The organism is Mesorhizobium sp. M2E.F.Ca.ET.219.01.1.1, from assembly GCF_004016445.2.
Lineage (GTDB): Bacteria > Pseudomonadota > Alphaproteobacteria > Rhizobiales > Rhizobiaceae > Mesorhizobium.
The window spans coordinates 1,032,107-1,052,032 of sequence record NZ_SADT02000001.1 but is presented as its reverse complement, the minus strand read 5'-3'; the positions used below and the strand labels follow the sequence as shown (position 1 = coordinate 1,052,032).

At 65.5% G+C, this 19,926-nt stretch carries 17 protein-coding genes; 14 read left to right on the top strand and 3 right to left on the bottom strand.

Annotated features, from left to right (window positions below; all coding sequences use genetic code 11):
- The first annotated feature begins 47 nt into the window (after positions 1-47).
- From EN862_RS04990 to EN862_RS04960, 8 genes are all read left to right on the top strand, one after another.
- The gene (locus EN862_RS04990) at positions 48-1,007 is read left to right on the top strand and encodes a dihydrodipicolinate synthase family protein (protein WP_127868628.1); all 960 of its coding nucleotides are present in this window, start codon (positions 48-50) and stop codon (positions 1,005-1,007) included.
- A gap of 155 nt (positions 1,008-1,162) precedes the next feature.
- Positions 1,163-1,318 carry a hypothetical protein gene (locus tag EN862_RS36040; protein ID WP_189400937.1) on the top strand — a complete coding sequence of 52 codons (156 nt, stop codon included), beginning with the start codon at positions 1,163-1,165 and terminating at the stop codon, positions 1,316-1,318.
- 25 nt (positions 1,319-1,343) lie between these two features.
- Complete coding sequence (locus EN862_RS04985; RefSeq protein ID WP_127868627.1) at positions 1,344-2,054, top strand: SDR family oxidoreductase; 711 nt, start codon at positions 1,344-1,346, stop codon at positions 2,052-2,054.
- A 10-nt stretch (positions 2,055-2,064) separates the two neighbouring features.
- Positions 2,065-2,814, top strand: coding sequence for an SDR family oxidoreductase (locus EN862_RS04980; RefSeq protein ID WP_127868626.1), 750 nt, complete (start codon positions 2,065-2,067; stop codon positions 2,812-2,814).
- Between the two features lie 82 nt (positions 2,815-2,896).
- Complete coding sequence (locus tag EN862_RS04975; protein WP_127868625.1) at positions 2,897-3,844, top strand: LysR substrate-binding domain-containing protein; 948 nt, start codon at positions 2,897-2,899, stop codon at positions 3,842-3,844.
- A gap of 177 nt (positions 3,845-4,021) precedes the next feature.
- Positions 4,022-6,118 carry a hydantoinase/oxoprolinase family protein gene (locus EN862_RS04970; RefSeq protein WP_127868624.1) on the top strand — a complete coding sequence of 699 codons (2,097 nt, stop codon included), beginning with the start codon at positions 4,022-4,024 and terminating at the stop codon, positions 6,116-6,118.
- Positions 6,115-7,734 carry a hydantoinase B/oxoprolinase family protein gene (locus tag EN862_RS04965; protein ID WP_127868623.1) on the top strand — a complete coding sequence of 540 codons (1,620 nt, stop codon included), beginning with the start codon at positions 6,115-6,117 and terminating at the stop codon, positions 7,732-7,734. The genes EN862_RS04970 and EN862_RS04965 overlap by 4 nt, the downstream gene beginning before the upstream one ends.
- Before the next feature lie 72 nt (positions 7,735-7,806).
- Positions 7,807-8,622 carry an NAD(P)-dependent oxidoreductase gene (locus tag EN862_RS04960; RefSeq protein ID WP_127868622.1) on the top strand — a complete coding sequence of 272 codons (816 nt, stop codon included), beginning with the start codon at positions 7,807-7,809 and terminating at the stop codon, positions 8,620-8,622.
- Positions 8,623-8,630: 8 nt separating this feature from the next.
- On the opposite strand, the gene EN862_RS04955 is transcribed toward EN862_RS04960, so the two are convergent.
- A complete protein-coding gene (locus tag EN862_RS04955; RefSeq protein ID WP_127868621.1) occupies positions 8,631-9,608 on the bottom strand; it encodes a membrane dipeptidase in 978 nt (325 codons plus the stop codon).
- The gene (locus EN862_RS04950) at positions 9,605-11,053 is read right to left on the bottom strand and encodes an aldehyde dehydrogenase family protein (RefSeq protein WP_127868620.1); all 1,449 of its coding nucleotides are present in this window, start codon (positions 11,051-11,053) and stop codon (positions 9,605-9,607) included. Before EN862_RS04950 ends, EN862_RS04955 begins: the two co-directional genes overlap by 4 nt.
- A 100-nt stretch (positions 11,054-11,153) precedes the next feature.
- Between EN862_RS04950 and EN862_RS04945 the strand changes: the two genes are divergently transcribed.
- The 6 genes from EN862_RS04945 (at position 11,154) to EN862_RS04920 (ending at position 17,596) form a co-directional block, all read left to right on the top strand.
- A complete protein-coding gene (locus EN862_RS04945; protein ID WP_127868619.1) occupies positions 11,154-12,062 on the top strand; it encodes a LysR family transcriptional regulator in 909 nt (302 codons plus the stop codon).
- A gap of 15 nt (positions 12,063-12,077) precedes the next feature.
- Positions 12,078-13,079 (top strand): Ldh family oxidoreductase, encoded by a 1,002-nt coding sequence (locus EN862_RS04940; protein ID WP_127868618.1) that lies wholly within the window; start codon positions 12,078-12,080, stop codon positions 13,077-13,079.
- A complete protein-coding gene (locus tag EN862_RS04935; protein ID WP_127868617.1) occupies positions 13,076-14,725 on the top strand; it encodes a hypothetical protein in 1,650 nt (549 codons plus the stop codon). The genes EN862_RS04940 and EN862_RS04935 overlap by 4 nt, the downstream gene beginning before the upstream one ends.
- Entirely contained in the window at positions 14,722-15,300 is a 579-nt protein-coding gene (locus EN862_RS04930) for a DUF3726 domain-containing protein (RefSeq protein WP_189400940.1), read from the top strand. Before EN862_RS04935 ends, EN862_RS04930 begins: the two co-directional genes overlap by 4 nt.
- A 15-nt stretch (positions 15,301-15,315) precedes the next feature.
- Positions 15,316-16,422, top strand: a complete 1,107-nt coding sequence (locus EN862_RS04925; RefSeq protein WP_127868615.1) for an SAM-dependent methyltransferase — start codon at positions 15,316-15,318, stop codon at positions 16,420-16,422.
- A 151-nt stretch (positions 16,423-16,573) separates the two neighbouring features.
- Positions 16,574-17,596, top strand: a complete 1,023-nt coding sequence (locus EN862_RS04920; protein ID WP_127868692.1) for an aminopeptidase — start codon at positions 16,574-16,576, stop codon at positions 17,594-17,596.
- Between the two features lie 93 nt (positions 17,597-17,689).
- Here the strand turns inward: EN862_RS04920 and EN862_RS04915 are convergent, their stop codons facing one another.
- A complete protein-coding gene (locus tag EN862_RS04915) occupies positions 17,690-19,759 on the bottom strand; it encodes an NAD(P)-binding protein (protein ID WP_127868614.1) in 2,070 nt (689 codons plus the stop codon).
- Positions 19,760-19,926: the final 167 nt, after the last annotated feature.

The following is a 19,926-nucleotide window of genomic DNA, read 5'->3' as shown; positions in this document are numbered from 1 at the left end:
CGGGACAAACTGGCCAATGTGCGTGCCAGCCTCAAGGAGAATCCGAAATGACCGCCAATGTTTTTTCCGGCTGCATGCCGGCGCTGATGACGCCCTGCACCAATGACCGGCTTCCCGACTTCGACGCGCTGGTGCGTAAAGGTAAGGAACTGATCGCCGCCGGCATGTCGGCCGTGGTCTATTGCGGCTCGATGGGCGACTGGCCATTGCTGACCGACGCGCAGCGCATGCAAGGTGTCGAGCGACTGGTGAAGGCCGGCGTCCCGGTGATCGTCGGCACCGGCGCGGTCAACACAGCCAGCGCCGTGGCCCACGCCGCGCATGCCCAGAAGGTCGGCGCGCGCGGCCTGATGGTGATCCCGCGCGTTCTGTCGCGCGGCCCGTCGGTCACCGCGCAGCGCCACCATTTCAAGGCGATCCTTGCTGCCGCCCCCGACCTGCCCGCTGTCATCTACAACAGCCCCTATTACGGCTTTGCCACGCGCGCGGATCTGTTCTTCGCGCTGCGGGCCGAGCATCCGAACCTGGTCGGCTTCAAGGAGTTCGGCGGCCCGTCGGATCTGCGCTACGCGGCCGAAAACATCACCAGCCGCGACGACGAGGTCGCGCTGATGATCGGCGTCGACACCGCCGTCTTCCACGGTTTCGTCAATTGCGGTGCTTCGGGCGCCATCACCGGCATCGGCAACGTGCTGCCGAAGGAAGTGCTGCATCTGGTCGGCTTAAGCCAGGCGGCGGCGAAGGGCGACGCCGAGGCGCGCCGGCTGGCGCAGGAACTGGATGCCGCGCTCGCCGTGCTGTCCTCCTTCGACGAGGGGCCCGACCTGGTGCTTTATTTCAAGCACATGATGGTTCTGAAGGGTAATCCTGAATACAGGCTGCACTTCAACGAGACCGATGCTCTGATCGACAGCCAGCGCGGCTATGCCGAGGCACAGCTCAAGCTGTTCGACACCTGGTACGCCCAGTGGTCAAGGCAGCCCGTAATGGCACGCTACGCGGCCTGAGTTCGAGGACCTGAGGCCGCTCGACTTCGCCCTTCACCAGGATGAAGGGCGGATGGTCCGCGCCAGATGCGGCCTCAACACACAAACCGAGGGCTATCCGCCATCCGATTTGCGAAAGCTATGTTTTTGTTCGATCGGCCGGCATGAGCCCTCCCTTGCGCGCCGAAAGCATTGTATTCCTTTGCTTTGTGGCCTTGAAAATCGCGCAGGCGGCGTGGAACGTTTCAAACGCCGCACCGGCTTTCGAAAGTGTATCTTTCCTTTTTGCTGGTTTTCTTGGTTTTGCGGCGCCGGCCCGCGCCGCACATTGAAAGCCAGGCAAATGGGGAAGCTCAGGTGACGACAGCCTTCATCACAGGTGCGACGAGCGGCATAGGACGCGCGATCGCAATCGCCTTGAGCGATGCCAGCTACGAGGTCTATGCGGTCGGCCGCAGCCAGGCGGCGCTGAAAGAACTGCAGGCCGAACGTCCGGGCATCATGCCGATCGCTGTCGACGTCACCGATCGCGAGGCGCTGGAGTCGGCGCTGGCGGATCTCACCATCGACGTCTTGATCAACAATGCCGGCATGATGCCGCCGCTCGGCAATTTCGCCGACATGAAGATCGCCGACATCGACGCCACGCTGGAGGTGAACCTCAGCGCCACAATCCTGCTCACCCGCCTCGTCGTCCCGCGGATGCGTGAGCGGCAGTCGGGGCATATCCTGTTCACAGGCTCGATCGCCGGCCACGCGGCATTTTCCAACATCGCCGTCTATTCGGCCACCAAGGCGGCGATCTCCGGCTTTGCCAGCGCGTTGCGCGCCGACCTCTCGCCATCCGGCATACGCGTCACCGAGATCGTCGCTGGCCGTGTCGAGACGCAGCTCTACAACGACATCCTCGACGCCAAGGCGCGCGCCGCCATGTACGCCAGCAAAGTGGTGCAGCCGGATGACGTGGCCAGGATGGTCGTCGCCGTGCTCGCGCTGCCGGCATGGGCCGACGTCACCCGTTTCGACATCATGCCGACATGGCCGACTTCGCCGAGCGGCACCAAGTAAGGAAACCAGGATGAAAGACCTTTCCGTTTTGATCGTCGGCGGAGGCGCCGGCCTCGGCGCCCTTCTCGCCAAGATGGCCGTCGACGCTGGCGCGGCAAAGATCGGCATCATCGACATCAATCAGGAAGCCGCCGAGGCCGCGCTCGGTCCGGCGAAGGCCAAGGGCCTGCCAACAGTGGCCGCGACTTGCGACATCCAGGTTGGCGCGCAGTGCCACGCCGCCTTCGATTCCATCGCGGCCGAGCTTGGGCGCGTCGACACGCTGATCAATTGCGCCGCCATCTATCCGCGCCGTCCGCTGCTCGAAATCACCGACGCCGATTGGGACGCCTCCAACGGCATCAACATCAAGGGCACCTACCACATGATGGTGGCCGCGGTTCGCCACATGCAGGCGCAGGAGCCGAAAGCCCAGGTGCGCGGCCGCATCGTCAATCTGACCTCGGTCGACGCCTTCAAGGCGCATCCCCAGAACGCCCATTATGCCGCGACCAAGGCAGCCGTCGTCAGCCTGACCCGGTCCTTCGCGCATCACGTCGCCAGGGACGGCATCCTGGTGAACTCCGTCGCGCCCGCCGGCATGGCCACCGAGAAGGCCAAGGCGCTCGGCTTCCTCGAGGAGCTGGCCAAGGCAAGCCCGCTCGGCCGCGGCGCCGAGCCGACCGAAATCGCCGAATGGGTGCTGATGACCGGCGGACCCAAGAACACCTACATGACCGGCGAAAACGTCATCGTTTCAGGAGGTTACATCTACGCATGAATCTATTTCGGCAGCCGATGGCTGCTGAAGTACGGTAGTGCACGATCGACGGAGTCTCGAACGAAAGGAGGCGGAATTCACCATGACCGGCAAGCTTCGCCTGCCCTCGCTCAACGCGCTGCGCGTCTTCCATGCCGTCGTGCAGCACAAAAGCTTCCGCCAGGCCGCCGACGAATTGCTGGTCACGCCGCAAGCGGTCGGACAGCAGATCAAGCTGCTTGAAGACACGTTGCAGGTCACACTCTTCAAGCGCAAGGGCCGCTCGATCGAACTGACCGAGTCGGCGATCCTTCTTTCGCATTACGTGAAGGCCGGCTTCGACGAATTTTCCGAAGGCGTTCGTCGCGTCACTAAGTCAAACCACCGCGACCGCATCAACCTCAACGCCAGTCCATACTTCGCCACGCACTACCTGCTGCCGAGGCTGTCGCTGTTCCGCGAGATCCTGCCTGGCGCCGATCTGCGCCTGACGACGATGGTCGACCTGCCCGACTTCGGTCGCGACGACATCGATATGACTGTCCAATGGGGCTACGGCCACTGGCCCGACTACGAGACCACGCTCCTGGTGCCGGACCCGAAGATCATCTGCTGCACGCCGGCGATCGGCGAGAAGATCAAGTCGGCGCGTGACCTGACGAAGTTCACGCTGCTCGACACCGTGAAGTCGAAGCGCCTGTGGCCGGACATATTGCGGCACCTTGGCGTCGAGCTATCCGACGGTGACCGCAGCATCAGCTTCGACGACGCGGCGACCATGCGTCGGGCGACCCTGCAAGGCATCGGCGTCGGCCTGGTTTCCGTCATTGACGCTGAGGAGGATTTCCGCTCCGGCGCGCTGGTCGCGCCGATCGGCCGCGACGCCATCACTGATATGAAGCCGGAGGAAGTGCCCGGTTTCTATCTCGTCGTCCCGCGCGGGCATCTGCGCGTGAAGGCGGTGGCCGCGCTGCACCGCTGGCTCGCCCAGGAGGATTGGCTGAGCGACCTCAAGCTCTCCTTGCCGAAACCGACCCCGCTTTCAGACTGACAAGCGGCTGCGAGACAAGCGTTCTGGCGCGCGAGACAATAAAGAAAAACTTTCGAATGAGCCGCATTTCTTGATTTCGCGCCGGCCCGCTGGAGTGCAGATATAAGCCGAAAGGCAAGTCTGTCCGCTTGCCGCCCAAATGCGCGACGCAGCATTCTCTTCCCGGAAGGCCAAGGCATGACCTCCAGATCAGACGACATCCGCCTCGGCGCGGACATCGGCGGCACCTTCACCGACATCGCGCTCGATGTCAGGGGAGAGATGTTCTCGACCAAGGTGCTGACCAATTATACCGCGCCCGAGCAGGCGATCCTCGACGGCATCGACGTCGTCATCCGCGACGCCGGCATTTCGGCGGCCGAGATCGGCATCATCATCCACGGCACGACGCTTGCCACCAATGCCCTGATCGAACGGCGCGGCGCCAGGACCGCCCTGGTCACGACGGACGGGTTTCGCGACGTGATCGAGATGCGCACGGAGAACCGCTTCGAGCAATATGATCTCAACCTGCAACTGCCGGCGCCGCTGATCCCGCGTGAGGACCGTTTTGCCGTCAAGGGCCGCATCGGCGCCGAGGGCCAGGAGTTGCAGCCGCTCGACGAAGCCGCCCTGGAGGAAATCGCCGACCGGATCGCGGCAGGCAATTTCGGCTCGGTGGCGATCGGCTTCATCCATGCTTACGCCAACCCGGACCACGAGCGCCGGGCGCGCGAAATCCTCTCCAGGAAACTCAGCATCCCGATCTCGATCAGCGCCGAGGTCTCGCCGCAGATGCGCGAGTTCGAACGCTTCAACACGGTCTCAGCCAACGCCTATGTGCAACCGCGGATGGCCGACTATCTCGCCCGCCTGCAGACGCGGCTGAAGGACATGGGCGCCGACTGCCCGGTCTTCATGATCCATTCCGGCGGCGGCCTGATCTCCGTGGAGACTGCTTCGGAATTCCCGGTGCGGCTGGTCGAGTCCGGCCCGGCCGGCGGCGCCATCTTCGCCGCCGATATCGCCCGGCGCTTCGGCCTGGAAAAAGTCGTTTCCTACGATATGGGCGGCACCACCGCCAAAATCTGCCTGATCGAGGATTTTGCGCCGCGCACGGCGCGGACCTTCGAGGTGGCGCGCACCTATCGCTTCTCGAAAGGCTCGGGCATGCCGATCTCCATTCCGGTGATCGAGATGATCGAGATCGGCGCCGGCGGCGGCTCCATCGCCTGGGTCGACGCCATGGGCCGCATCCAGACCGGACCGGAGAGCGCCGGCTCGGAGCCTGGCCCGGCCTGCTACGGCCGCGGCGGAAGACGCCCGGCGATCACCGACGCCGACCTCGTGCTCAGCAAGGTCGACCCCGACAATTTCGCCGGCGGCGCGATCAAGCTCGACAAGGCTGCATCCGAACAGGCGATCCTGCGCGATGTCGGCGAACGCCTGTCGCTCAACGCCCTCTCGACAGCCTTCGGCATCTGCGAGGTGGTGGACGAGAACATGGCCAACGCCGCCCGCGTCCATGCCGTCGAGAACGGCAAGAACATTTCCGACAATCTGATGATCGCCTTCGGCGGCGCCGCACCACTGCATGCGGCAAGGCTCTGCGAAAAGCTCGGTATCGACCAGTGCATCGTGCCGCGCGGCGCAGGCGTAGGCTCCGCGATCGGCTTTCTCAAGGCGCCGTTCGGCTACGAGGCGCTGGCGTCGAAGCTGACGCGCCTGTCGCGCTTCAAGTCCGCAGACGTGAATGCCCTGCTCGCCAACCTCAAAGCCTCCGCCGAGGGCTTCGTGCGCACCGGCGCCAGCGGCAGGATCGTTTGCGAGATCACCGCTTTCATGCGCTATGCCGGCCAGGGCTGGGAAATCCCCGTGCCGCTGGCGGACGAGCCGTTCGGCGACGATGCGGTGGCCAAGCTCAAAGACCTCTTCGAAGAGAACTACCAGCGCTTCTTCGGCCGCGCCATCCAGGGGCTCAACGGGCTGGAGATCGAGATCGTCACCTGGTCGGTGAAGGCGACGGATGTTCGTCCGGCCGTGACGCGGCATGAACTCACCACCGGCAGCAAGACGAGCGAACCGACAACGACCCGCGCAGTGTTCGATCCGGCGACCGGCGCGCCACAGACCTATGGCATCGTCGAACGCGACGCGCTTTTCGCCGGCGACAGGGTGGCAGGCCCTGCGGTCATCGTGGAGCGCGAGACATCGACCGTCGTCACCACCAGCTTCGACGCCGTTATACAGAGCGACGGCGCGATCCTCCTGATCCGCAAAGGCAGCCAGGCATGAGCGATATTGGCGAAATCCGCATGCAGGTCATGTGGAACCGGTTGATCTCGGTGGTCGAGGAGCAGGCGCTGACCTTGCTGCGCACCGCCTTCTCCACCTCGGTGCGCGAAGCCGGCGACCTGTCGGCCGGCGTGTTCGACCCGCGCGGCCAGATGCTCGCGCAGGCGGTCACCGGCACGCCGGGCCACGTCAACACCATGGCCGAGGCCGTGCTGCATTTCATGAACGCGATACCGCGCGAGGAGATGTTCGAGGGCGACACTTATGTCACCAACGATCCCTGGCTCGGCACCGGTCACCTGCACGACATCACCATGGTGTCGCCATCCTTCCTGAACGGCGAGCTCGTCGCCTTCTTCGCCTGCACGGCGCATGTCGTCGATGTCGGCGGCCGCGGTTTCGGCGCCGACGGCAAGTCGGTCTATGAGGAAGGCATCCAGATCCCGATCATGAAGTTCGCGGAAAAGGGCAAGGTCAACCTCGACCTCGTCCGCATCCTGCGCGCCAATGTCCGCGAGCCGAACCAGGTGGTCGGCGATTTCTACTCTTTGGCCGCCTGCAACGAGGTCGGCCACCGCCGCCTGATCGACATGATGAAGGAGACCAGCCTTGCCTCGCTCGACGGTCTCCGCGACTTCATCTTCTCGCGCACCCGCGACGCCATGCTCGAGCGCATCGAGGCGCTGCCCAAGGGAAGCTGGTCGAACGAGCTTATGACCGACGGTTACGACGAACCCGTGAAACTGGCGGCGACGGTCTCGGTCCGCGACGACCATGTCGAGGTCGACTTCACCGGCAGCGACCCGATGAGCCGCTGGGGCATCAACTGCCCGATCATCTACAGCAAGGCCTATGCCTGCTATGCGCTGAAATGCATGGTGGCGCCGGACATTCCGAACAACGCCGCCTCGCTCGCCTTCTTCACCGTGTCGTCGCCCATTAACGTCCTGAACGCGGTGCGACCAGCGCCGGTGGCGCTCAGGCACATTTTCGGCCACATGGTCCCCGATCTCGTGCTGGGCGCGTTCTCCAAGGCGTTGCCCGGGAAAATCCTCGCCGAAGGCGCCGGGGCCCTCTGGAACATCCACATTTCCGTGCGACCCGTCGCTGGCGGTTCCGGCCGCCGCGCCGAAGTGCTGATGTTCAACTCCGGCGGCATGGGCGCCCGACCAAATCTCGACGGCCTGTCGGCGACGGCCTTCCCGTCCGGCGTGCACACGATGCCGATCGAGGCGACCGAGCATACCGGCCCGATCGTCATCTGGCGCAAGGAGCTGCGGCCGGATTCCGGCGGCGACGGCGAATTCCGCGGCGGCCTGGGACAGGTCATCGAGATCGAGGCGACCGAAGGCCACGAATTCGATTTCTCGGCGATGTTCGACCGCGTCAACCATCCGGCGCATGGCCGCGAGGGCGGCAAGCCGGGCGTCGCCGGCGTCGTCAAGCTCGACGACGGCACCAGGATGCGCCCCAAAGGCTGGCAGCATGTGCCGGCAGGGCTTCGGCTGATCCTGGAACTGCCGGGTGGCGGCGGCTATGGCGATCCGGCCAGGCGCAGCGCCGCCGCACGAGCGAATGACCGATCCAAGGGTTACGTCACGGAGAACGACCGATGAGCTACGTTGCCTCGCGCCTGTCGACCGAGGCGATCGCGCGGATCAGCCGCCGTCGCGCAAGTGGAGTAAACGATGCCGCATTATGAACGTATCCTGATCACGGGCGCCGCCGGCCGGCTCGGTTCGCAGTTGCGCAAGGGGTTGGTGCCGCTCGCCAAGACGATCCGCCTGGCGGGCCGCGAGCCCTTCGGTGACCTTGCGCCCCACGAAGAGGAAGCGGTCTTCGATCTCGCCGACATGGAGGCGACGATCGCGGCCACCAAGGATTGCGATGCGATCGTGCATTTCGGGGGGGCGCCGCTCGAATGCGAGTGGCAGACCATTCTCGATTCCAGTATCCGCGGCTCCTACCACATCTATGAAGGCGCGCGGAAACACGGCGTGAAGCGCGTCATCTATGCGTCTTCGGTGCATGCCATCGGCTATCACGAGATCGAGGCGCATATCGGCGTCGACGCGCCGGTGCGCCCAGACAGCCTCTATGGCGTGTCGAAGAACTTCGTCGAAAGCCTCAGCCGGCTCTACTGGGACAAGTTCGGTATCGAGACCGTGTGCCTGCGCATCTTCTCGTCCTTCCCCGAGCCGGCCGACCGCCGCATGCTGTGGTCGTATCTCTCCTTCGCCGACTGCGTGCGCCTGGTCGAGGCGTCGCTGACCGCGCCGCGCGTCGGCCACACCATCTCCTTCGGCATCTCCGACAACAAGCTGAAGATGGTCGACAACAGCGGCGCCGACCATCTGGGCTTCATCCCGCAAGACAGCGCCGAGCCGTTCCGGGCCGCCATCGAGGCCAAGACCCCGGTGCCCGATCCGAAGACGCCGTCGGTGAAATATCTCGGCGGCTGGTTTTGCGAGCTCGGCCATCCGGACGACAAGCCGGCAGAATAGCGCGGCATTCAGCCAGCGGGGGGCAGGCTGTCCCGGATGAACCGGTGCCAGGCGCCCCCAAGCACAAGGGATCTTCCCGTCTCGTCGAAGCCCGCCGCGAGAAGGCCCTGCGAAAGCCCGGGAAAATCGAGGTTCGATCCGAACCAGGACGGCTGAGCCGGGAAGCTTGCAGCGGCCTGGACCTCGCGGGTCCAGCGGCCCTCGCGCATCCAGCGCAGGACGCTGTCGGGCTGGTTCTGGCAGAGATCCGACCCGATGCCGAGATGCTCCGCTCCCATGATTTCAGCCGCTTCCCTGGCCATCTTGCCAAATTGATCGAGTGTCGTGTCCGAGCCGTTCGGAAGATGCAGCGGATAAAGCGAGAGGCCGAGCAGCCCTTCCTTTTCGCGCAGTGCCTGCAAGACGCCCTTGGACACATTGCGATTGCTGTCGCGGAGCCAGCGCGGGTTGGCGTGGCTGATGACCACCGGACGCTCTGAGAGCGCGATCGCCTCCAGCGCGGTCCGCCCGCCCGCATGCGACAGATCGATGATCATGCCGAGCCGGTTCATCTCGGCGATCGCCTCGCGCCCCATCCGCGTCACGCCGCTGTCCTCCTTTTCCATCCAGCCGCAGCCGAGCAGGGACTGATTGTTGTAGGTGAGCTGCATGAAGCGGATGCCGAGATCGTAGAGCATTTCGATCAGGCCGATGTCGTCTTCTATCGGCAGCGGGTTTTGCAGCCCGAGGAAGATCGCCGTCCGGTTCGTGGCCCGCGCCTGCTCGATGTCGCCGGCGTCGCGCGCCAGAAGGATCAGGTCCTCATTGTCGCGGAAGCGGGTACGCCAATCCACTAGATGCCGCACCGTCTCGCGAAAACCTTCGTGGTAGCCGACCGTGGCATGGACGGCGGTCAGCCCGGCCCGGCGCATCTCCTCGAAGATTTCCCGCGACCAGTTGCAGTATTGCAGCCCGTCGATGAGCACTTGCGGCGCGTCGCTGGTCATTCGGCCGCGCCCGCGTGGATGTAGGACGTCTTGACCTGGGTGTAGAACTCGACCGCCGAACGTCCCTGCTCGCGCGGGCCGTAGCTCGAGGCGCGGACGCCGCCGAACCGCACGTGATAGTCGGTGCCGGCGGTCGCAAGGTTGATCATGACGCAGCCGGAGCGCGAGGCATGGCGGAATTTCGTCGCGCGCGCCAGCGAGCGCGTGGCGATGCCGGCCGTCAGCCCATAGGGCGTATCGTTGGCAAGGAAGATCGCCTCGTCGAGATCGTCGGCTGTCATCACGCAGGTGATCGGCGCGAACATCTCCTCCTGGTTGATGCGCATGCGCGAGCGGCCGTTGAGGAAGACGGCGGGCGCCATGTAGTGGCCGCGATGCGCCAGATCGAGCGCCTCGCAGCCGGTCGCAAGCTCGGCACCCTCGCTGATGCCGAACGTCACATAATCGAGATTGGCCGAGAGCTGCTCAGCGCTCACCACCGGCCCCATCTGGACGCCGGCCTCAAGAGCATGACCGACCTTCAGCGCCTTGGTTTTCGCCAGCAGCTTTTCGACGAAGGCGTCATGGATCGGCCGATGCACGATCAGGCGCGACGAGGCCGTGCATTTCTGCCCGGTACCGCCAAAGGCGCCGTTCACGGCAAGGTCGACGGCGCGATCGAGGTCTGCGTCGTCCATGACGACGAACGGATTCTTCGACCCCATTTCGAGCTGGAGCTTCACGAAGCGTGCCGCCGCCAGCGCCGCGATGCCGGAGCCGACAGCGCCGGAGCCAGTGAAGCTCAGGCCCTGTATGTCGGCATTGGCGGCAAGCTCGCGGCCGATCGTCGACCCCGATCCCATAACAAGGTTGAACAGGCCTTTCGGGATCGCCTGCCGGCTGATGATCTCGGTCAGCGCCCAGGCGCTCGCCGGCGTGATGCTGGCCGGTTTCCAGACCACCGCATTGCCGAAGGCCAGCGCCGGCGCGATTTTCCAGGACGCGGTGGCGATGGGGAAATTCCAGGGCGAAATGATCGCGACGACGCCGAGCGGCTCGCGCTCGATCAGGACATCCACGCCGGCCCGGACCGAGTCGGCGGAGGCGCCGAGATTGCGCAGTGCCTCGGCGGCGAAATAGCTGAAGAACTGCCCGGCGCGAAAAACCTCGCCGACACCTTCGGGCAGGGTCTTGCCCTCCTCGCGCGAAAGCAGTTCGCCGAGCTCCTTCGAGCGGGCCATCAACTCGCGCCCGATGGCGTCGAGAACGGCGGCCCGCGCTTCGAGGCCCGCTGCCGCCCATTCACGCTGCGCGCCTTGCGCCGCCGCAACGGCGTCATGGATGTCGGACGGCCGCGCCTGGGCAAAGCGCCCGACGATGTCGGTCACATCCGATGGATTGACGTCCTCGATCCAGTCGGTGCCGTCGCGCCATTCGCCTGCAACAAAGTTCCGCCCGTTCAGCATCCTGTTCGACCTGCATCAATTCGGTTGACAACGACCTAAGCAATGCTGTGAACTTCAATCAAGCTCAATTTTTGGCACAAACGTTCAGGCAAGCTTAACAGTGACCAAAACCATCAGCCTGACCGGCATGCGCAGCTTCGTCGCGGTATGCGAGACCGGCGGCGTGCGTGCCGCCGCCGATCAGATCGGCCGAACGCCGTCGGCGGTGTCGATGACCCTGAAGCAACTGGAAGACGATATTGGCGCGCCACTGTTCGAGAGCGAACGCAAGGGCGCGCTTTCGCCGGTCGGCCGTATCGTGCTCGACGAGGCACGCGCCATGATCGCCCACTACGATCGCGCCTGTCTGGCGATGACCAGCTACGCCGCGGACCGGCAGGGACGCTGCGACGTTGCAAGCGTTCCTTCGGTCGCGGTCACCTTGCTGCCGCGCGCGATCGCCCAGCTTCGCGCCGAGGGCAGCCGGTTCGACATCCACGTCCGCGACAGCGATTCCAACGCCATCGTCGAGGCGGTAGAAAACGGGATGGTCGAGGTTGGCCTTTGCGTGCTTGCCAGCAAGCGGCCGCAGCTCAGTTTCGAGCCGCTGTTCCAAGAGCCGCTCGATTTCGTCTGCCCGGCCGATCATCCCCTGGCGAAATCGAAGCGTCCGTTGAAATGGGCGCAGCTGGAAGGCGAGAGCTTCATCCGCAATGGCGCGGCCGAAGCACTCGGGCTTGCCGAGACCGAGGCGCTTGCCGCCGGCTCGAAGCTCACCGCGACCAATGTGAGCTCCAACCTAGCCATGGTGGAGGCCGGGCTCGGCGTCACCATCCTGCCCCGGCTCTGCCGTTGGAAGTGCAGCCATGCCGTGCGCTTCGTTCCGCTGGCCGATCCGCGCTCGAGCCGGACGGTCGGCTGGATCGCCAAGGAAGGCCGGAACCTGCAGCCCGCGTCGCTGCGCTTCATCGAATGCATTCGCCAGCAGACGCAGGCGGGCGAGAAAGAGTTCGGCTATGCCGCGGCGTGATTGGTGAGTGACCGGATGACACGCCTGACGCAAGCCCGCATCGAAACGCTCGCCCGGGAAGCGCTGACGCGGCACGGCGCAAGCGAACGGCAGGCCGAGGCGCTGGCCGCCGGCATCGCGGCGGCGGAACGCGACGGATTGAAGTCGCACGGGCTGATGTATCTGCCGACCTATTGCGAGCATCTGACCTGCGGCAAGGTGCTGGGACTGGCCGAGCCGCGCCTGACCCGGCCTGCGCCGGCGGTTGTCGCCGTCGATGCCGGCAACGGCTTTGCCCATGCGGCAATCGCTCTCGGCCTGCCGCCGCTGATCGAAGCGGCGCGCTCCCAAGGTGTCGCGGCGCTCGCCATCCGCAATTCCTACAATTGCGGCGCCTTGGGCCATCACACCGAGCGGATCGCTCAAGCCGGCCTGGTCGGGCTGGGTTTCACCAACGCGCCGGCCTCGATCGCGCCCTGGGGCGGCCGCAAGGCGGCCGTGGGCACCAACCCCTGGTCGCTCGCGGTCCCGGATGGACAGGGCGGCGCGCGCTTCGTCATCGACCAGAGCGCCAGCGTCGTCGCCAAGAGCGAGGTCATCAAGCGCGCCCGCGCCGGCGAGCCGATCCCGTCCGGCTGGGCTTTCGATGCAGATGGCGAGACGACCACCGACGCCAGCGAAGCGCTGAAGGGCACCATGGCGCCGGCGGGCGGCTACAAGGGCGTCGGCTCGGCGCTTTTGGTGGAGATCTTCGCCGCATGCCTGACGGGCGCCAATCCCGGGCTTGTCGCGAGCCCCTTCTCCGGCACCGCCGGGGGCCCGCCTGGAACCGGTCAGTTCTTCCTGGCGGTGTCGCCCGACGCGACATCGGCCGGGGCGTTCGCGGGCAATCTTGAAACCGTCGCCGGCGCCTTCGTCGGCGATGCGAGGCTTCCCGGCACAAGGCGTTTCGGCGCGCGCGAGAACAATGCCCAAGGCATCGAGGTGGCGGCCGAAACGCTTGCCACCTTGGAGAAGCTTGCCGGGACTGCCGCATGACGGCAATCGCGCTGCGTCCGCCGGAGGTCGTCATGCGCCTGCAACGGCTGGGCGCGGCGCATCCGACGCGGCTCAGCTTCCTGCGCCAGCTGATCCGCCGCGCCGCCAGGGAGAAATGGCGTGTCCGCAAGCACGTGTTCGACCTGGACGACAATGGGTTCGGGCGCGCGGTCTATGCGGTCGAGACGCCGGCAAGGATATACAGCCTGGTCGCGTTCTCGACGCCGCTCGACGACGAGAAGCGCTCGGACCGGGTGATCGCGCAGGCCTGGGACACGAGCTACGTGCTTTACGACGGCTTGCCGGACGCCGCCGACATCGTCCGGCTGGAGGCGAATGCGCCGCTGCAGGAGGCGGGCCGCTACACCAGCCGCGAACTGGTGCTGGCGCGCGCGAACAAGAGTGTCAGGCTCTTTGAGGACGTCGCCACGGCGCTGGCGCAGGGACAACAGCCGGATGAGGAGCAACTGCTCGGCGTCGGCTATCTGTTGCGCACCACGGCGGTCTACGGCAACGGCAAGTTCGGCATCGCCGATCGCGACGAGATCGCTTCGCGCCCGGAGCTTGCCGGATCCTTCCAGGCCGAGATGCTCACCGTCTGGCTGATCCGGTCCTTCACGCTCGACCTCGTCGATCACATTGCCCGTCGCCGCAACCCGGCCGGCGCGGCAAGGCTGGCGCAGGACCTGCGCCGGGCACTCGGGGTGGGCAATGCGACGGGGCTCGGCATGGCGCCGTTCCTCGTGCGCCATCTGCTGTTGACGCATAGCTGGTTCCTGGCCCGCGAAACCGCGCTGGCGCGGGTGCGCGCCGAACCGCAGGCCGGCGAGGCGGAACGAGACGCCTTCTCGAAAGCGCTCGCAGATCTGCGTCGGCGCATCGCCCGCTGGCACAGCGACGACAGCCGCCAGGCCGCCGCAACCCGGCTACTGGCCGGCGATCTCGACACGCTGGCGGAAAATCTCGACCGGCTTTTGGCGAGGCCGCGCCCGTGGGATGCGCTCTATCGCTTCGCTGAAGATCACTTCTCGCTGGAGGGGCAGGAAGCCTGCGTCTCCCTTATCCTCGAACCGCACGGCGCCTTGATCGACGAGCTCGGCGACACGATGAAGGCCGACGAGACGCCAGGCCATGCCATCGACGGCGGCATGGACTGCGGTTCGCTACGCCAGACGCTGCTCGACTGCTATTCCTGGGCGGCGGATATCGACTTCGCCGAGCCGTCCGCCAATGCACGCTTCTGGTATGTTTCGGCGGAGAAGCTTGAGCCAAGGCTTGGCGAGCGCTTCGAGGAGGACGGCGCCGAGCTCGAACAACCTTTGGCCACTGCGCGCGACGCGCTCGGCCTGGCGGCCGCGCTGGCGCGGGAGCCGGCCTCGGCCAGTGTCGCGGACTTCCTGCTGCGCCGACCGGAATGGCGCCATGCGGTGCGACGCGCCCAGATCGTCGCGAGATTTCCCTATGCGGAGATCCACGACAACCTGATCGGCGCTGAATTGCGGCCCGTCGACATATTGCGCGCCAAGCTGGCGTTCTTCGGCGCGCGCAGCTTCGATCCGCGCTCCGACCGCTGGCTGCGGATCGCGCTGTTCAGCGGCGAGCCGCTGATCGAGGATGTCGCCACGACGGCAGGAGAGGCCGCGTGATCGACCTGTCGCTCAACGAGGTGGAAACGCTGAGCGCCAAGTCGGCGCGGAGCGCCGGATTTTCATGGGGATTGGCCGAGGATATCGGCCGAGCGGCGCGCCGGATCGCGGTCGAAGGCGACAATTGGGGCCTGGCCATGCTGAGCCTTGCCGAACACGCGCAATCCTTCGAGCCGCCCAATGCTGCCCGCGCGGCGCGCTGGCGGAGCGGCAAGATTGACGCCGCGACTGGAGGGCCGCTCTGTCCCATCCGGACGGCGGCCCTGCTGCTAGACGAACCGCTTCCAGCGAGCGCTATGCCGCTGACGATCCTGGATGTCGGCCTGCCGGTCTGGCTCGACGCAATGCTGCGCCGCTCGGCCATGCGCGTAGCGCGGCCCGCGGGGCTGGCGACGCGCGCCGATGTCGTCATCGAACACCGCGCCGAAACCGAGCAGTCAGCCACAGGCCGGCGCGGTGCGATCGACGACCGGACGCTTGCGGCGCTCAATTCCTTCGCCGCCAGAACCTATGTGCCGGAAAGCGAAAGATCGCGCGTGCGTGGTGCCGGCGGCGGTCGGGTGGACGATGAATAACAAGGGGAGAACAAAATGAGCGCAGCCGACGGCCAGAAGATCGCCATGCGCGGGGCGGGCTACTACTCGGCCAACACCGTCGGCGCCAAATACGTCATCGACAAGGTCGGCGATCTCGTCGTCGAGGCTGTCGCCAGGATGCCCCGATTGGCTGACGGCCTGCCCTTCGCCATCGCCGATTTCGGCGCCGCCGACGGGGGCACCTCCATGGACATGATGCGGCGGCTGGTCGGCGCCGTTCGCGAGAGGGAACCGAACCGGGCGATATCGATCACCTACACCGACCTGCCTCATAATGATTTCTCGACTCTGTTCCGGCTCAGCCAGGGACTGCTCGGGACCTCGACGGACGTCCCGCTGGCCGAGACGCCAGGGCTCTACATCTTCGGCAGCGGCACCAGCTTCTACCGCCAGATCCTGCCGGACGATTCGCTCTCCTTCGGCTTCTCCGCGACGGCGATGCACTGGATCAGCAAGCGGCCCTGCATGATCGCCGATCACGTCCAGGCGGTCGGTGCAAGCAATGCCGAGCGCGAGCAGTTCCGCGCCCAGGCGCTGCGCGACTGGGAGACGATCCTGCTTGCCAGGGCGCGCGAATTGCGATCAGGGGGGCGGCTGGCGCTGGCCAATTTCTGCGTCGACGACGAAGGCCGCTATCTCGGGCATACGACAGGCGCCGACATGTTCGACAGCTTCGCGCGCCATTGGCGCGGCCTGCTGCGGGCCGGGCGGATCAACGAGGTGGAATACGTCAACGCGACGTTCCAGCAGTTCTACAAGACACCTGAGGAGTTTGCCGCGCCGTTCCGCGATCCCACTTCGCCGGTGTCGCAAGCCGGGCTAAGGCTGGAGACGATGTTCACCATGGTCACGCCCTGCCCCTATGCGGAAGCCTTCCGCACCCACCGCAATGCGAAGGATTTCGCCCGCGCCTATGTGCCGACGCTGCGCTCCTGGTCCGAGACCGTTTTCGCCAACGCGCTGGATCCCGCGCGACCGCCAAGCGAACGCTCCGCGATCGTCGACGATTTCTACGGCGCCTATGAAGCCGACGTCGCACAAGCTCCCGAAGGCCACCGCATGGACTACGTCCACTGCGTGACGGAAATCGTCAAGTCTTGACGGACCGGCAAACGCCGCCCGCTCCAGGTCTTGACGAAAACAGGCGCGCCTGTTTGAGACTCGGGAAGCAAGGGGACATTCGCTCCCGAGGAGATGAGCAGGCGGTGGGCAAGCTTTGAAGCGCGTTTTTCGATTGCTTGCCGCTGCGATCATGGCGTCCGGCGTGACCGGATGCACCAGCATTTCCTATTATGCTCAGTCGCTGGAGGGCCATGTCGAGATCATGGCCGCGCGGAAAAATGTTGGAAAACTGATCCGCGATCCCTCTACGCCCAAGGCGCTGCGCGCCAAGCTGACGTCGGCCAGCGCCATTCGCCGCTTCGCCACGGAAGAATTGGCGCTGCCCGACAACAGCAGCTACCGCAGCTATGTCGACGTGGGCCGCAACGATGTGACCTTGGCGGTCTTCGCCGCGCCGCAATTCTCGCTCGCGCCGATAACATGGTGCTTTCCGGTGTTCGGCTGCGTTCCCTACAAGGGTTATTTTTCGCGCAAGGACGCGCTCGAAAATGCCGCCGCGCTGCAGCGGCAGGGGCTGGACGTCTATGTGACAGGCATCACGGCCTATTCCACGCTGGGCTGGTTCAGCGACCCGCTGCTCAGCACCATGCTGCGCCAGAACGACACCTATCTCGCCAGCCTTGTCTTCCATGAGCTGGCGCATCAGAAAGTCTATGTGAACGGCGACTCCGCGTTCAACGAGGCTTTCGCTGTTTCCGTCGAAACCACCGGCACGCGGAAATGGCTGCGCGCCACCGGCAACCGCGCCGGATTGCGCAGCTACGAAGCCGATCGCAAGCGCAAGGCGGATTTTCTCGGACTGATCTCGAAGACCCGGGACGAGCTGAAACAGGTTTATGGAAGTCCCCGCAGCCCGGAGCAGATGGCCGCCGCCAAGGCAGCTACGATCGACAGGCTGCGGGCGCGCTACCGGCAGATGCGCGACAAGCGCTGGGGCGGATACCGCGGCTACGACGCCTGGTTCGACAGCCCAATCAACAACGCGAAGCTCGCCGCCACTGCCGTCTACGGCGAACAGGTCCCGGCGTTCCTTCGCTTGTTTGACTTGTGCTCGGGCGACTATCCGAGATTCTACGCCTCTGTTCGACGGATCGGAAATTTGCCCGCGCCTTCCCGCGCCGAAGCGCTCAAGGCTGCGGCTACGTGTGATTGACGCGACCAATCGAAGGGCTGGCAATGTCGCTGGCGCCCGGAATTGCGCAAAACAAAGAGAGCGGTTCGCGTGCCCGTGAAGCGGTGACGCGCCCTACTCCGCCGCCAGCGCTGCCACCTCACGCCGGAAGGGCAAGGCATCGCCGATATCGGCCTCGTCCAGCTCGCGGGCGAAGCGATGGCCGGCATAGGTGGCCCAGGCGATTGGCCCTGGCGCCTCGGCATCGCCGATGACCTTGATCGAACGGATGCCGTTGCCGGCCCAGTCGCTCTCCCGAGCTTTCAGCTCGCGCCAGACCGCGTCGTCCTGATTGCGCGACGTGACGAGAACGACGGCATCGGCCGCCAGTTCTTGCCGCGCGCCTGTGTAGACGCAGGCCGTGACGACGCAGCCGGAGGCGATGCTCGTGACGGTCCTGTTGAGAACGATATCGACGCCAAGCTCCGCCAAGCGGCGGTGGATGGCGCCCTGCTCCAGCGTGTTGCGGGTCCAGTCCGAGACATAGGCCGACGGCGTCACCAGGGTCACCTTCGCGCCCTGCCGCGCCATCAGCTCGGCCAGCACGCCGCCCATGTAATAGTGGTCATCGTCGAACAGCACGACATTGCCGGAAGGCACCTTGCCGTCCATCAGATCGTCGGGCGTGTAGACCGGCATGGCGGCATCGATCGGCATCGGCACGACATGGGCGCGCGCCACGCCATCGCGTCGCCAGGTCGATCCGGTGGCGACGGCGACGTTCTGGAAGCCGAAGGACAGGATATCGTCCGCCGACAGCCGACTTTCGAAATAGATGTCGACATTCGGCATCTGGTTGAGCTGGTACTGGCGATAGTCGCGCACTCGCCCCCAGGCCGACAGGCCCGGAAGCAGGCATTCGCGCGCCACGCGTCCGCCAAGCTCGGTGCCGGCTTCCGCCAAGGCCACCTGATAGCCGCGCAGGCCGAGCGCGCGGGCGGCCTCCAGCCCGGCAGGCCCGGCGCCGACGATCAGCACGCTGTCGCTGTCGCCCTTGGCCTGCATGCGCTCCGGATGCCAGCCCTTGCGCCATTCCTCCATGAAGGTCGGGTTCTGCGTGCAGCGCGAGATCGACATCGTCATGTCGCCGGTGATGCAGATGTTGCAGCCGATACATTCGCGGATGTCCTCGATGCGGCCCTCCTCGACCTTGCGCGGCAGGAACGGATCGGCGATCGACGGGCGCGCGCAGCCGATGAAGTCGAGCGTGCCCGACTTGATCATCCGCACCATCACGTCGGGCGAGGTGAAGCGGCCGACGCCGACGACCGGCTTCGAGGTCAGCTTCTTGATGCCGGAGACGAGACTCTCCTGCGCCGCCTCTTCCTTGAAGCGCGACGGCCCCGAGCAATCCTCCCAGGCGCCATGCGCGAGGTCCCAGAGGTCGGGCAGCTCGGCATGCATCTCGATCATGTCGCGGACTTCCGAATTGGCGAAGCCAAGCTCGCCGATCATCTCGTCCAGCGACAGCCTGAGTGTCAGGCCGCAGGTGTCGCCGATCGCGTCGCGCCCTTCCTCGATCAGCTCGCGCATCAGCCGCGAGCGGTTTTCCAGCGAGCCGCCATATTCGTCGCTGCGCTGGTTGGTGGCGGTGGATAGAAAATGCTGGATGATGCCGAAGCCATGCGCGCCGTAGAGGCACACCAGGTCGAAGCCCGCCTGCCTGGCGCGCTTGAAGGCGTTGCGGTGCCAGCGGCGCAGGTCGCGTATATCCTCTCTGTCCATGGCGCGCGCTTGCACCGGATCGTTGGTGAAGGTGCGGATCGGCAAAGCCGACGGCCCGCGCGGCACTTCCTTGGTGTAGAGGTTGGGACCGTTGATGCCGGAATAGGCGAGCTGAACGCCGGCGAGCGCGCCATATTCGTGCATGGCCTTGGCCATCTTGGCCAAAGCCGGAATGTCGGCGTCGTCCCACAGCCTGAGCTCGATGAAGGGCGTGATCTCCGAGGTGTGGTGCATCTCCGTCTGCTCGGTGAAGATGACGCCCCATCCGCCTTCGGACTTCATGCGCCGCATCTCGGCCGCGGCCGACGGATCGCGGTAACCGCCGCCATTGCAGTGCGGAACCTGATAGAAGCGGTTCTTGGCGGTCACCGGACCGATCTTCATCGGCTCGAACAGAATGTCGTAGCGTGGGTCGCGCATGGTACTTCCCTTCCCGTCGGCTGGCGCTGCCGATGCTCTGGAGACTACTCATAAGTTGGCGCAGACGCAGGAAAACAACGGAATTCTTCTGTGCGGATTAGGACACGCCTAATCGCGCATCTGGGATTAGCCTGCGATGAACCGGGGCTGAGCCAAATGCGACTTCA